The organism is Paenibacillus sp. L3-i20, from assembly GCF_022180385.2.
Classification (GTDB): domain Bacteria; phylum Bacillota; class Bacilli; order Paenibacillales; family Paenibacillaceae; genus Pristimantibacillus.
This window is the reverse complement of record NZ_BQME02000001.1, coordinates 2,080,448-2,094,140: the sequence shown is the minus strand read 5'-3', so window position 1 is coordinate 2,094,140 and position 13,693 is coordinate 2,080,448. Positions and strand designations below refer to the sequence as shown.

Sequence of the window (13,693 nt, the reverse complement as noted above, 5' to 3'; positions counted from 1 at the left end):
AATAGATCTACCTCCCTCTTAGCCAACATGAACATCCCGCCTCAGGTAACGGAAGAAACTAAATATGGTACAAACCGCAATCACAGCAGCACCAACAACCACATATACAGCTTCATATCCGCCATGCGTAATGATGTAGGAACGATCGAAATACTGAAACGGGGTCAAATACCTTAGTTTGCTGTCACCGCTTGAAGTTCCAATAGCGGAGATCATAAAGAAGGCAAACACCGTTCCGAGCGACAACGGAAGCACCGTCTTCATCCTTGGAAACAATAGCGCGGCAGCTATGCCGAGTGCCAAAAAAATCAATTGAATAAACAACAGTGTAAGTGAAACCAGTGTAAATGCGCCGTAACTATATGACTCGGTTTGAACAATTGTCGCTATTACACTAGCAATGCCAAAATAAATTACATTCGTTATAACCAAAAGCGTTAGTGCAGCAAGCGCCTTCGACGTTAAGACAACCCCTCTAGCAACTGGCTTAGTCAGTAAAAAATCTGCCGTCTTTTCCCTAGTCTCTTTTGATACAATCGAGGCACCGAGATGCATCGCTTGAATTGCACCGCATAATGTCACATACATAAACACATAGGAATAGAAGCCCAGAAGAGAAGTGATGCTGTCAATCTGCAAACCAATCGCCTTGAGCATAACATCCGGCATCGTCTCCAACACTTCTTTAAATGTTTCAGCATCTTTGGAGAAAGTCGGGAACATGGCAAGCATCAAACAAACTACACCTGCGAGAGACAGCGACCACAATATCGTTGCTTTCCGATTTGCCCACAGCTCATGCCGATACATGTTCATGGCGTGATCCATCCTCCTTCACGTAATAATGCATGAAGATTTCCTCAAGGTCTGGCTCCTCCACCCAAATATTAACGAGCGTAAGCTCAGCAATTTTTCGCATGACATCGTTAATATTGCCTTTAAAGAGAAAGCTAATCGTTCGTTCATCCTTCTTCCACTCCGTCACCCCTGGAATGGCGAAAGATGCCGCATCCACCTCTGTTGCTGTCTCAATTTTAAATTTTTTGTACGTGTTATCCTTTAAATCACTTATCTTCTCTAGCGCAATCAATTTGCCATCTTTAATAATCGCCACTCTATTGCACAGCCTTTGCACCTCACTAAGAATGTGGGAGGAAAATAAAATGGTTGCTCCTTTTCGGTTCTCCTCCTCCAACAGTTCAAAAAACCTCTGCTGCATAAGCGGATCAAGGCCACTCGTCGGCTCATCCAAAATAATGAGTTTTGGTTCATGCAAAAGTCCTTGCACAATACCAACCTTCTTCTTATTGCCGAGCGACAGATCATCGATTCGTTTAGTAAGATCAAGCTCCATTATTGCTGCAAGCTCTTTGATCCGTTTACTGCAATCCTTCTTATAAAAACTAGCCGAATATTGAAGCAGATCCTTCACTTTCATATTGTCGTAATAGAACACCTCAGAAGGCAAATACCCGATCTCCTTTTTAATCTCCGGCCCATGTGCAATACAGTCCTTGCCGAAAATCTTTGCGCTGCCGTTTGTAGGATAGATCAGTCCAAGCATCGTACGAATTGTTGTCGATTTCCCCGCCCCGTTAGGTCCGATAAATCCAAATATCTCCCCTTGCTCCACCGTAAAGCTAAGATCCGTAATCCCTCTAGCTCCGCCATACGTTTTGGTCAGATGATTCAATTCAATTGCATGCATGCTTAACTCCTCCTTCTCTCTACTTCCTTCATCAAACTTAGAACCTTCATTACACTTAGTACTATTATTTATAAAAGCTCATCCGCAGTAATTCCATATAACGATCAAACTCTTCCATTAGCAATGGAATATCGATTTCTTTGCCATCCAGCTTATGACGCGCCTTCACTGATTCACCTAAACCTTCAAGCGTCCACAAAATTACGTTGATCGCTTGAGCCGCATCGATACCTTCTTTAAAACTCGAGCTATCTATATCCGAAAATAATTTAAAATATTCGCTTGTAGCTACCTGCTTTTTCCTATCTTCTAGTTCTTGCTTAACCTCTTCAGCCTCCTCAAAAAACACCCGCTCCAAAAACTTCATCAAATCAGGCGACTTTTGAAAGATCGTGAGCTTAAGTCCCGCAACTTGACTCATTCTTATAAACAGATCCCTTTCATCGAAGTTCACCTTCTGACCTATCTCTTCACTTATAACTTGAATAGAATAATCGTACATATAGAGATATAGCGCCTTTTTGCTTGCAAAATAATGAAACAACAGTCCCTTGGAAATACCTGCCTCCTTTGCAATTTCGTTAGTGGAAGCCGCGCTATAGCTCTTCTCAGCAAATTGTTTCAATGCAGACCCAATAATACGAGTCTGTTTCTCTTCATCTGTAGCCAAAAACTTAGTAAACAATTGAATTCCTCCTACCAAAATAGAAACTATGCGGCACATTTATTTAGACGTTGTTTAAATCATTTATTCAATTGACCAACCTGGTCAATTACAGTATATTCCTATTGACCATGTTGGTCAATAACAATTTTATTTAACTTGTTTTCCCATAAAAACAGAAAAAGGCCATCCCATAGCAGTTTTGCTGGCTAGAACAAACAGAGTAAGACATATGCTGGAGAAGCGATAGCGTTCGCCTTTGTATCCGAATTCCACCCATAACCCATTCATTTAGGGAATTTGGATACAACAGCGATCGGAAGCATATGTCTTGCGCAGTTTGAACGATAGCCATGCATGCTTTTGGGACAGCCTTATCCTAATCTATTTACATATCTCGGCGAAGCGCCCGAAGCACATCGATGCGAGTTGCTCTTTTGGCCGGACGATAACCCGACAACATTGCCACACCCAGCGAGATTAAACACGCTAAAATAGCCAAGTAAGGTGGAATAAGCGAAAATACAAATCCTTGCGGTACATCCTCTTCCATAAATGATTTAATAAGCAGCGGCAAGCCTGCATTGACGGCAAACGAGATGATGTAAGATACAACGGTCCCAATTACCGCCCCCAGTACGCCAATAATGGCACTCTCCAGCAAAAAGATCTTTTGAATGACCGTTGGATGTGCGCCTATCGCCTTCATAATACCGATATCTTGCGCTCTCTCCGTAACAGCCATCGTCATTGTATTGAATATACCGATTGATGCAATAAGGACTGCAATTGTACCAACAAAAACTAAACCAATCTTCATAATAAGAAACATCACATTAACCTGCTTCAATTCATCTGCAATGGAATAATTAAAGTAATGTTTTTCGCGAATGACATCTGAAATCTCATTCACATGAGCAGCGCTATCTGCAATAACTTCAACCTTATGATACGATCTAGCTGCAGTAGGTTTTGCTATTTCCTGAAGACGCTTATCTACCTCTTCCGGGGTTGGCTCCTTTTCAAAATAAGGAATTTCTCCATTCAGAGTACCTGTTATCGATTCGATCTTCTCCAAAGTACCTCTCCCAGTATAAATAGTAGTATCCTGTATCCATTCCTTCGTTGGCTTCTCCGTTATACCTACGATCGTAAGTTCAATCGTCTCGATTAACTTCTTCCCGTTGACATAATAAGTTACATCCAGCAGCATTTTTTGATTGATCCATTCAGCTGCATCAGGTATTTCTTGAACGACCTTTCCTTCACTAGTCTCAAGTGGCTTTCGAATATGATAACCTATTACAACTTCATCACTATTTTGTGGAAGGCGACCTGCACTCAGCTTAAAGCCTGCTGCCATCTCGGCTTCGAAATCAACTTGCAGCGCCCCTCCGTAATTTACCTTCGTCTCACCCACCCGTGGAAGTAACGGTTGTCCGATATAATTACGATAAGTGACTGCTTTTACATGTGGGATTTCGCGGAAAAAGGCGATATCTGTATCATTTAGTTCCGGGGTTTTGTACTCATTTGGATTTTTGCTATTAATATCGATTGCGGTAACGAGTCGATCACCAACAATATTGTCCACGATGCTCTGCTGGAGTCCGAACCCAACGGATGCTAGAACAATAAGAAACGAACAGCCCATCGCAGTTGCAAGCACCGTCATAAATAATCTCATCTTGTTTTTTTTCATATTTTGCCGGACGAACCGGAGCTGATCCTTAAACTTCATAGCTACCCCTCCTGCTCTCTGAATTCACAATTCGCCCATCTCGCAGCCCAATCGTACGATGAGCGATTGACGCCACTTGCTCATCATGGGTAATAATAACGAAAGTGATGCCAAACTCATGATTGAGCTGCTGAATCATCGTAAGCAACTCTCTTTCGTTATCACTATCAAGGCTTCCCGATGGCTCGTCAGCAAGCACAATTGGTGGTTTTAGAATGAGTGATCGAGCAACTGACACCCGCTGCTGCTGCCCTCCAGACAACTCCCCAGGATAATGGCTCATATATTGTTGGAGTCCTAACTTCTCCATTAACTCATCAACTCGTTTTTCCCGTTCAGCACTCGGTACTCCTTTAAGTACAAGAGGCAGTTCTACATTTTGATAAGCGGTCATGCTGGCAATCAATTGAAAGCTTTGAAAGATAAAGCCGTAATTGGCTAATCGAAAGTTCGCCCATTGTCCTTCATCAAGCTTAGTAACCGCTTGTCCTTGCACGGTAATGTCTCCAGCTGTTGGACGAATGTAGCCCGACATGAGGTTAAGCAACGTTGACTTCCCCGAACCACTGCGACCAACAATAGCGACGATTTCCCCCTTTTCTACTTTCAAATCAATATTATGTAGAACGGGGACAACCCTCTCTTTTCCCTTCGTTCCAATATTGAATTGGTGACTTATACCTGACAGCTGAATCATGCCATCTCCACCCTTCATTTCTTCTCGTTTATCTATTTATTTAACATTAGCAGTAAATATTTAAACTGAAATAAAGAAAACCTTAAATTAAGCTTTATATTCTCACAATATTCCGATAGGATATGTTACCATTTTACTATTTAGCAAAACACCCTAAAAGTACCTTGAATAGTAAAATTTTAAAGTTTAAACTAAATGAGATACCCAGAAAATCCCTTTCATTTTTGACCATATTTTCGATAATATCTATCCACCATCAACAGAAATGCAAATGAATACAATGCTGAAAGGAATGATGTTTTGAATAAGGACCCACTCATAAGTGTTATCATACCTACCTACAACCGTGCACAAATAATCTCATCTTCCATTGAATCCGTCATGGCACAAACCTATACAAACTGGGAGCTCATTGTCGTTAGTGATCGATGTACCGATGATACAAAAGCGATTATAAACGCATACAGCCACAAGGATCAGCGAATAAAATATGCACTAAATGATAGGGGTAAGGGAACAAGCGGAGCTAGAAACTGTGGCATGTTGCTTGCAAAAGGGGATTATATTGCCTTCCTAGATTCTGATGATCAATGGTATAACTTTCATTTAAAAGACAGTATCGATACTATCAGGGAAGTGAAAAGCGATGTTTCTTTTGCATTATGGGAGGAACGCCATGGTGATGTCGTCTATCAAAATTTCAATAATAAAACCGAGCAACAAATCTTACAAAATATGCGAGAGCAATTTGAGGTTCATGGAAATGCAATCGTCTTTGAAAAGGGATTACTAGAACGATTTCTTACCGAGAAAAAACACTTCCATTGCATTACTACAATGGTTTTTAGGAAAGAACTCCTTCGAACGTCCGGCCTGTTCAATGAACAATTCGGAATTGCAGAGGATATCGCTTTTATGATCCCCTTTTTCGACCGGTGCCGAATTGCTTTAATTACAAAATCTCATTTCATATATAACCAATCTCCAGACAGCGTTTATTTATTTTGCGATAGACGTCATCTCGATCCTGACACGTTGTATAGTGATAAGGAGATATTCAAAAAGATAGAATCCATCGCCTTGCAATCGATTAAATATAAGCTTTTTCTAAAGCAGTGGGTACAAAAGGCGGACGGGCTTACTAATAAAAAGAAGCTTAATCTCATTGCAAATTATACACTGGCACGGCAATATTACACGTTAAGTTATGTTTGCAAACCTAATAAACGAAAAGCATTAAGCTATTGCGTTCAGTCCCTAAAGCATAATGTAAATCTATATAATGTGACGCTTCTCTTCCATATTATTTTGACCAAAAGAAAAGGTGGAGGGTTCCTAAAAAAACCGTTAAATCTATGGTAACAACGTAATTAAATGAAAGAAACGAGGGATTATTTATATGAATCAGCAGCCACTAGTTAGTGTCATATTGGCGACATACAACCGTGCAGCGATAGTCTCAAGCTCGATTGAGTCTGTAATTGGACAAACGTATACGAATTGGGAGCTTATCGTAGTTGATGATAGGAGCACAGATCATACGAAGGAACTTATAGAACAATATTGTCTTAAAGATGCCCGAATTAAATATGTGGTGAACGATAGAACGAAAGGAGTGCCAGGACCAAAAAACTGCGGGATGTTGCAGGCCAAAGGTGAATATATCGCCTTTCTCGACTCTGATGATCAATGGTTTGATTGTCATTTGCTAGATAGTATGAGAATTATAGAGGAGAAGAAAGTTGATATTTGCTTCGCCTTCTGGAAGGAACAAGTTAACGGGAAAGTAAATGATGTATTTGACGATATTAGCTATCAACAACGATTGGAAAGTGTCCAAAAAAACTTCGATGTGCAGGATGATGTTATTGTTTTCCCAGCTGAATCAGGGTTGCTGGAGAAATATATTACAGATTCGCTTAGTATTTTCAACATTATTACAATGGTATTTAAGAGGTCATTACTTGAAACATTTGAAATGTTTGGCGAAGGTTATGAGGCCGGCGAGGATAGCGCGTTTATTATTAATTTCTTCGATCATTGTCGTATCGCACTGCATTGCAAACCTCATTTTGTGTACAATCTATCACAGGACAGCGTTTATTTCTTCTGTGATCGCCGGGCGTTAGACCCGGATACGATCTATGAAAACAAAGAGGTGCTGGATAAGCTGGAATTGATTGGGCTCAGGACGGTGTCTTTTAAGATGCATCTTAGACAAAAGATGGAAAACTTCGATCCGAAAAAGAGGAAACGATTGTTGCTCCTATCCAATTATGCCTTGGCAAGACAATTTTATACGTTAAGCTATATTAATAGAGATGAACAGAAAAAAGCTTTGCGTTATTGCTTCATGTCGATGAAACATAATGTGAATGTGTTCAACATTTTGCTTATGATTTATATTTTGATATCGAAAAAGAAAAGAAATAACTTTCTAAAAAGACCTGTAGATCTGTGGTAATTTCAAGCCCGACCAAAAACAAATTACAGATCATTTGGAGGTAGCAACTATGAAGCTAGACCGACTGCTGTCCATCGTCATATTACTGCTTAATCGCAGAATCGTACAAGCCAAAGATTTGGCAGAACAATTCGAGGTATCTGTACGGACTATATATCGTGACATCGAAGCTATTAATCAATCCGGGATTCCGATTGTCACTTATCAAGGGACGAATGGCGGCATCGGGCTAGCAGAGGGGTACCGGTTAGATCGCAATCTGCTAACAAATGCGGAATTGACAGCGATCGTGACTGCGCTTCGCAGCATGTCCACATCCTACGATCAACATCTGAATGCGCTCCTTATGGAGAAATTAACAAGTATCATTCCCGCAAGTCAAACCGAAAGTTTTGTACAACAAACGAATCAAGTGTTGATCGACTTCACAACTTGGGGTGAGCAAGGACCGTTAGAGAAGAAGCAGTACATATTAAAGAAAGCCATTAACGACAACCTTATCGTGCAATTTCTCTATTCAGACGCCCAAGGTAAACTCTCCTTGCGACAGGTTGAACCTCATACCTTACTTTGGAAGGTGAAGCATTGGTATTTGCAAGCATTCTGTCTTGATCGTAATGATTTTCGCACATTCAAGCTGCTGCGAATGAAGAATCTTGAAACAATGACGGCAACATTCATCCGTAAACCAGTTCCCTCGCTAGAATATAGGGTAGACGAAGGTTGGCACGATTCGAATAACATGGCAACCCTCACCCTTCATATTCATAACTCGGCAACACACATAGCCGAAGAATATTTCGACATTGAAGATCTAGAGCCATTAAGCAAGGGTGATTGGTTAGTAAAAACGACTTTACCCGAAAACGATTGGCTCTATGGATGTTTACTGGGCTTTGGTCCGGCAATTGAAGTGATCGAACCTGCCCATATACGCGTCATTATTGCCGAGAAAGCAGCACGTATTCAACAGCTGTATTCAAATAACGAGCAATAAAAGAGTGGGCATACATATAAAAACAAATAACCTAACTTGACACAGGGCTGTCAGGTTAGGTTATTTATACTGTACATATATTCCAGAAGGAGAGTGGTTACATTGACGATGTTAGATCAATCACAATTATTGTATTGCCAAAGCTGCGGCATGCCTATGCCTAGTGCAGATTTATTGGGGACTGAAGCAGGTGGCAAGAAGACTAATGACTATTGCACCTATTGTTATGAAGAAGGTTCGTTTAAACAACCAGACCTCACATTAGAGGGAATGGTTACCGTTTGCTTGCCCTATTTGATTGAGGATGGGATGGAAGAAAACGCTGCGAAAGCGATGCTTGAACAAAATTTACCTGAACTAAAGCGTTGGAAGGTAGAATAACTGGAATAACAACCCATTTCTATTAAATAAAACATGCAGCGTGCAGCTTCGCTCACATCTTGCTCGGATTTAAGGTATAATGGAGGGATGGTTTTAATTATTAAGCTGGAGGCTCCCTGCAATTGAGTAATTACCCTTTCAATTTTGATCCCAAAGTTCCTTTTATTGAGCAAGCAAGCGACTGGATCGCTGATGTGTTTTATGAAATTTTGCCTGATGCGGGCTTCGAAACCCGTGATGAGCAAATCTATATGGCTTTTCAATTGGAGCGTGCCTATAGCACCAAAGGTACGATTTTCGCTGAAGCTGGCGTAGGTACAGGTAAAACGATGGTGTATTTGTTATATGCACTTTGTTACGCCCGATATACGAGAAAACCAGCAATTATCGCATGTGCGGATGAATCACTTATTGAACAACTAGTTAAACCAGAAGGAGATATTGCCAAGCTTGCCCGCCATCTCGGACTTACGATTGATGCACGGCTAGGCAAATCGCCAGATCAATATATTTGTCTAAACAAGCTAGACGATGTGCGTACTTCCGAGGATGAGGATGACATGTATCGCAACATATACCGGAGTCTACCTGAATTTGTTCATTCTCCGAGTACGATGCAAGCCTTTTACCCATACGGAAATCGCAAGGACTATCCTGATCTTACGAATGATGAGTGGGACAAACTTGGATGGGATGTATTCCAGGATTGCCTTGTCTGCAGCCAGCGTCATCGCTGCGGTCAAACGATCTCACGGGAACACTATCGGAAATCGCCTGATTTGATCATTTGCTCTCATGATTTCTACATGGAGCATGTGTGGACGTACGAAGCAAGAAAGCGCGAAGGACAGTTGCCATTGCTGCCGGATCATAGCTCGGTCGTCTTTGATGAAGGACATTTGCTTGAAACAGCTACGCAGAACGCATTAACGTACAAGCTGAAGCACTCTGTCTTTGAAGCTATTGTGACACGGCTATTGCAAGGGGAAGTTCGTGAAAGCTTCGCGGTTGCCATTGAGCATTCCATTGAAGCAAGCGAAGCGTTGTTCTATCTGCTTGAGCGGACAAGTCGTAAAGTTCCGGCCTCTGATCGTAAAGAGGTTGTGCTTGATGGAGAGATGCTAAGGACTGTAGCCCGTCTCCGCGATCGGCTAGCTCTTATTGAAGAAGAGCTTGTATTCGAGAGTGGCATGCATACGCTAGATTCTTATCAAATGAAGATTGTAGAAGAACATATCGAGATGATCGGAATTGCTTTGGCATTATTTGATAAGCCGAAAGATCTCATCTCTTGGGTAACTGAAGATAAAGGTGAGCTTACGTTAGTGCTTATGCCTAAAAAGGTTAAAGAAGTGCTTCGTGACCGCGTATTTGCACAACAAATGCCAGTTGTGTTCTCCTCCGCTACCTTATCGGTTAACGAGAGCTTTGATTATATTTCACAAAACCTAGGTGTGGAAACGTTTCTTTCCTTCTCAGTGCCTTCTCCATACGATTATTCTGAGCAGATGGAAGTTGCGTTATTGCCTGATCAAGAAGTGACAGACAAAGTCGGGAAAGTGCTTTCCTTGCTTGAGCAGTCAGGTGGCCGTGGCTTAATTTTGTTCCCTTCCCAAGAGGAATTGAATGCCTTCAAAGGGCAGATTGATAAGCGTGGAGCGTCGGCTCAAGCGGACTATCGCTTCCTCTATGAAGGAAGTGCAGAAATTAGCCATCTCATCTCCATGTTCCAAAATGATGAGACAAGCGTTCTATGTGCTGTGACTCTATGGGAGGGACTTGATATTCCTGGTCCATCTTTATCTCATGTCATCATCTGGGACTTACCGTTCCCTTCGAATGATCCAGTATTCACAGCAAGACGCAATGACTCGGTAAGTCCTTTCGAGGAAGTCGACATGCCTTACATGCTCCTTCGCTTAAGACAGGGCATTGGCCGCTTGATCCGCTCGCGCGGAGATAGCGGTAAGGTTACGATTATGGGCCGCGAGCTTATGCGTCCCGATGTACAAGACAAAATAAAAACGCTGCTTCCGTGAGGAGCAGCGTTTTTATTTTACAAGGGGGACAAACTTCCTCAACTATACAAACTAGCGCGCGGTGCAGCTATGTTGTTGTCGGATTTGTAGCTAACGAACCGTATAGGCCTTATTTACCGGAAATGTAATGGTGTTTGTCTTGTCACTATAGATATGCTCCCCCCTGCCTGTAAACGTATTACACATTGAATAGATGCTTCTACTCTCCTCAAGATTTCGAGTAATAGAGCTATTATTTTGAAGTATCCAAACTTATATCATATGTCTCTTTATTAGTAATTAATGTAAAATATGGATTTAAGCTGCTCATTCTATTGGTTATGACGTGTTTAGCCTTGCTCGGGTGTACTTCCAATCAAAATAATCATTTACCATCTAACAATACAGAGACACCTCTCATTGTCGTGGCTTCTAGCGTCACCGAAAGTCCAGCCAACAAACTAACATTCGTCAGTGATGATGATTATAGGATAATTAACTTAGACACGATGCATCTTATTTTGCTTAATCAGATACAAGAGAGTGATTACAAAAGAACGAAGGAATTGCTGGTCGACGCGTCAATGAAACCTTTAACACCAAAAGAGCTGGAGTCTCTGAATGATAAACCTGGCGTAAATACTAGTAAAAACATCTTGCCTGATGGACGTTTCCTAAAAAATAATTGGGAGGAATCCCAAAGGCACATGATTGCAGATTTACTTACTGTTAACACATTTGATGGCAGTCATCTAAGTCCACCCCTTGTCACAGAGAAATTCGATGTCTTTATTCGGTCTGGACACCATAATTCCATCCTTAAGATGCAGAAATTACAGGTAAATAACAAATGGATCAGTATACCTCAACATTTAGATCACTTAGGCGCAGGATTTGACATTACATCATATGGGGAAAATTCGATCCTTAGTAAGGAAGATGGTATTTGGCTTGTAAACAACACCAACAATCAGGTCAAACCACTCATACCGAGTACTTATAACGGAAAAACTTATGAGGCATTAATGCAAGAATCTCTCGACTTATATAAGACAAACAACGTTATTTGGAATGGAGGGTTCACATTAAGTCCCGATGACACTAAATTAATGTATTCTTCTAACAGACACGACATTGCAAATAGAAATCCCTCTCTTTTTTATACGATCTCACTACTGGCATCGAAACCAAAGTGACTAATACACCAAGTGAATATTATTCCAGAAATACATGGTTAAATTCCAAAAGCATCATCTCCGAAACAAGTAATGGTTTGAGTTCCTCCTATGAGCTAGTTACATTAGATGGTAAACAATTTGATTTAAGCCTAAAAGGTATAGACCCTTTTATCTATTCTGTTCATGATGGTCTGATCGCTTATTCCACGGAACGGGGGGTACAATATTTTACGGATAGAAAAAATCCCGAAATTTTTATAGCTAAAGTAGATCAGTCAGGATCAGTCGAAGAAATTGCATCATTTATACTCGATGATTTTGCTACTCTAAGTACCACTTTAGAAATAAGAGGGTTCAGTCGAGACAATTCATACTTTGCCTTCTTCATTAATTTGAATGATGGGTCAAAGGAGCGTTATTTAAAAGTTATGGATATACGAGATAACACTTTCTTTACTATCCAGTTCCCCAATACCGATGCTGATCTATCAATAAAACCTATACGCTTCTTTTGGATCGACGAAAACACACTACTTATGACAACTGAGAGTAGTACATCTGATGAAACAAGAATATCTACTTGGACATATTCGATAAATTAAAGAGAAGAATATAACTTTTTGCTAAATAAATAATTTATGGAATTCCCTCTCTCTATACATCAAAAAAACAGAGCCCCACAACAGTTTTCACTGAAGTAGAGCTCTGCTCATTTCTCTAAGTTGTCCTATTCTTCATCTAGTTCTCAATTGTAGATTCCTTATTCACTCGCCGCGCGCATCTGCTTGCTTCGCAATTGACCGCAAGCCGCATCGATATCCGCTCCGTGCTCAAGACGCACGCTGACGCTAATACCCTGCTTCTTCATCACGTCGTAGAATGCTCGAATGGACTCCTGCTCGCTACGCTGATATTGGCTATGCTCATCAACTGGATTGTACGGAATGAGGTTGACGTTAACGAGCTTACTACGGCTGCGCATCAGATCAGCAAGTTCCATCGCTTGCTCCACACCATCATTGACGTCCCTTAACAATATATACTCGATCGTCATCCGGCGTCTTGTCGTCTCCAAATAATAATCGATCGCTTCCATCAACTTTTCAATTGGGATAGCTTTGTTGATTTTCATAATGCGAGTACGAAGTTCATTGTTTGGCGCATGCAGTGACACAGCTAAATTAACATTCAAATCGCTATCAGCAAACTCTCTAATCTTGCCTGCCAGACCACTCGTCGAAACGGTAATATGCCTCGCTCCGATAGCTAATCCTTTGTGATCCTTCACAACATGAATAAAGTCAGTCATATTCGTAAAGTTATCGAACGGCTCGCCAATGCCCATTACAACGATATGGCTGACACGTTCCTCTTCACCTCTTGCATCCAAGTGCAATTGAGCACGCATAATTTGCTCTACAATTTCCCCGCTCGACAAATCACGGCTCTTAGCAATTAAGCCGCTTGCGCAGAAACTGCACCCAATATTGCAACCAACCTGCGTTGTTACGCATACGGATAAGCCGAACTTGTGACGCATAAGTACTGTTTCAATTAAATTGCCGTCAAACAGCTTGAACAAAAATTTGATCGTACCATCCTTGGATTCCTGCTTCACATGCTCAGCCATCGTACTAATAGCAAAGTGCTCCTGCAACATGGCGATACATTCTGGTCGAACTTCCGTCATTTCCTCGAAGGAAGTGACTCTTTTCCGATATAACAATTCCCACACTTGCGTCGCCTGAAACTTCCGAAAGCTACGTTCCTGAAGCCAAGCTGTTAACTGATCTAATGTTAATCCATAAATGGATGGTTTATTCATCGTATAATCCTTCTTTCAAG

The 13,693-nt window shown here is 41.2% G+C and carries 13 protein-coding genes; 7 read left to right on the top strand and 6 right to left on the bottom strand.

All coding sequences use genetic code 11. From position 1 onward, the window contains the following. Positions 1 to 18: 18 nt before the first annotated feature. The 5 genes from MFF31_RS09835 to MFF31_RS09815 all read right to left on the bottom strand — a co-directional run bounded on the left by MFF31_RS09835 (position 19) and on the right by MFF31_RS09815 (position 4,810). Entirely contained in the window at positions 19 to 816 is a 798-nt protein-coding gene (locus MFF31_RS09835; RefSeq protein ID WP_238187832.1) for an ABC transporter permease subunit, read from the bottom strand. Continuing rightward, positions 797 to 1,708, bottom strand: a complete 912-nt coding sequence (locus MFF31_RS09830) for an ABC transporter ATP-binding protein (RefSeq protein ID WP_238187831.1) — start codon at positions 1,706 to 1,708, stop codon at positions 797 to 799. The genes MFF31_RS09835 and MFF31_RS09830 overlap by 20 nt, the downstream gene beginning before the upstream one ends. Before the next feature lie 64 nt (positions 1,709 to 1,772). Next, complete coding sequence (locus MFF31_RS09825; protein WP_238187830.1) at positions 1,773 to 2,393, bottom strand: TetR/AcrR family transcriptional regulator; 621 nt, start codon at positions 2,391 to 2,393, stop codon at positions 1,773 to 1,775. Positions 2,394 to 2,760: 367 nt separating this feature from the next. Then, positions 2,761 to 4,113: an ABC transporter permease gene (locus MFF31_RS09820; RefSeq protein ID WP_238187829.1), complete on the bottom strand. Its 1,353-nt coding sequence runs from the start codon at positions 4,111 to 4,113 to the stop codon at positions 2,761 to 2,763. Then, the gene (locus MFF31_RS09815; RefSeq protein WP_238187828.1) at positions 4,103 to 4,810 is read right to left on the bottom strand and encodes an ABC transporter ATP-binding protein; all 708 of its coding nucleotides are present in this window, start codon (positions 4,808 to 4,810) and stop codon (positions 4,103 to 4,105) included. The genes MFF31_RS09820 and MFF31_RS09815 overlap by 11 nt, the downstream gene beginning before the upstream one ends. Before the next feature lie 300 nt (positions 4,811 to 5,110). Here MFF31_RS09815 and MFF31_RS09810 point away from each other — a divergent pair, with 300 nt between their 5' ends. The 7 genes from MFF31_RS09810 to MFF31_RS09780 all read left to right on the top strand — a co-directional run bounded on the left by MFF31_RS09810 (position 5,111) and on the right by MFF31_RS09780 (position 12,450). Then, the gene (locus MFF31_RS09810; RefSeq protein WP_238187827.1) at positions 5,111 to 6,172 is read left to right on the top strand and encodes a glycosyltransferase family 2 protein; all 1,062 of its coding nucleotides are present in this window, start codon (positions 5,111 to 5,113) and stop codon (positions 6,170 to 6,172) included. Positions 6,173 to 6,209: 37 nt separating this feature from the next. Further along, positions 6,210 to 7,274 (top strand): glycosyltransferase family 2 protein, encoded by a 1,065-nt coding sequence (locus MFF31_RS09805; RefSeq protein WP_238187826.1) that lies wholly within the window; start codon positions 6,210 to 6,212, stop codon positions 7,272 to 7,274. Positions 7,275 to 7,323: 49 nt separating this feature from the next. Further along, positions 7,324 to 8,271 (top strand): helix-turn-helix transcriptional regulator, encoded by a 948-nt coding sequence (locus tag MFF31_RS09800; RefSeq protein WP_238187825.1) that lies wholly within the window; start codon positions 7,324 to 7,326, stop codon positions 8,269 to 8,271. Positions 8,272 to 8,379: 108 nt separating this feature from the next. After that, positions 8,380 to 8,652, top strand: a complete 273-nt coding sequence (locus tag MFF31_RS09795) for a zinc ribbon domain-containing protein (protein WP_238188555.1) — start codon at positions 8,380 to 8,382, stop codon at positions 8,650 to 8,652. A 122-nt stretch (positions 8,653 to 8,774) separates the two neighbouring features. Next, entirely contained in the window at positions 8,775 to 10,691 is a 1,917-nt protein-coding gene (locus tag MFF31_RS09790; protein ID WP_238187824.1) for an ATP-dependent DNA helicase, read from the top strand. A gap of 404 nt (positions 10,692 to 11,095) precedes the next feature. Then, positions 11,096 to 11,866: a hypothetical protein gene (locus MFF31_RS09785; protein WP_248565443.1), complete on the top strand. Its 771-nt coding sequence runs from the start codon at positions 11,096 to 11,098 to the stop codon at positions 11,864 to 11,866. Then, entirely contained in the window at positions 11,863 to 12,450 is a 588-nt protein-coding gene (locus MFF31_RS09780; RefSeq protein WP_238187822.1) for a hypothetical protein, read from the top strand. Before MFF31_RS09785 ends, MFF31_RS09780 begins: the two co-directional genes overlap by 4 nt. A gap of 158 nt (positions 12,451 to 12,608) precedes the next feature. Here MFF31_RS09780 and rlmN read toward each other — a convergent pair whose 3' ends face one another. Further along, positions 12,609 to 13,673 carry a dual-specificity RNA methyltransferase RlmN gene (rlmN, locus tag MFF31_RS09775; RefSeq protein WP_238187821.1) on the bottom strand — a complete coding sequence of 355 codons (1,065 nt, stop codon included), beginning with the start codon at positions 13,671 to 13,673 and terminating at the stop codon, positions 12,609 to 12,611. Between the last annotated feature and the right edge of the window lie 20 nt (positions 13,674 to 13,693).

What these genes read in the sequence shown, in the direction of transcription:
- MFF31_RS09805 (WP_238187826.1), top strand. Translation starts at nt 6,210, where the DNA reads ATGAATCAGCAGCCACTAGTTAGTGTCATATTGGCGACATACAACCGT.
- MFF31_RS09835 (WP_238187832.1), bottom strand. Translation starts at nt 816, where the DNA reads ATGAACATGTATCGGCATGAGCTGTGGGCAAATCGGAAAGCAACGATA.
- MFF31_RS09820 (WP_238187829.1), bottom strand. Translation starts at nt 4,113, where the DNA reads ATGAAGTTTAAGGATCAGCTCCGGTTCGTCCGGCAAAATATGAAAAAA.
- MFF31_RS09830 (WP_238187831.1), bottom strand. Translation starts at nt 1,708, where the DNA reads ATGCATGCAATTGAATTGAATCATCTGACCAAAACGTATGGCGGAGCT.
- rlmN (WP_238187821.1), bottom strand. Translation starts at nt 13,673, where the DNA reads ATGAATAAACCATCCATTTATGGATTAACATTAGATCAGTTAACAGCT.
- MFF31_RS09795 (WP_238188555.1), top strand. Translation starts at nt 8,380, where the DNA reads ATGTTAGATCAATCACAATTATTGTATTGCCAAAGCTGCGGCATGCCT.
- MFF31_RS09800 (WP_238187825.1), top strand. Translation starts at nt 7,324, where the DNA reads ATGAAGCTAGACCGACTGCTGTCCATCGTCATATTACTGCTTAATCGC.
- MFF31_RS09815 (WP_238187828.1), bottom strand. Translation starts at nt 4,810, where the DNA reads ATGATTCAGCTGTCAGGTATAAGTCACCAATTCAATATTGGAACGAAG.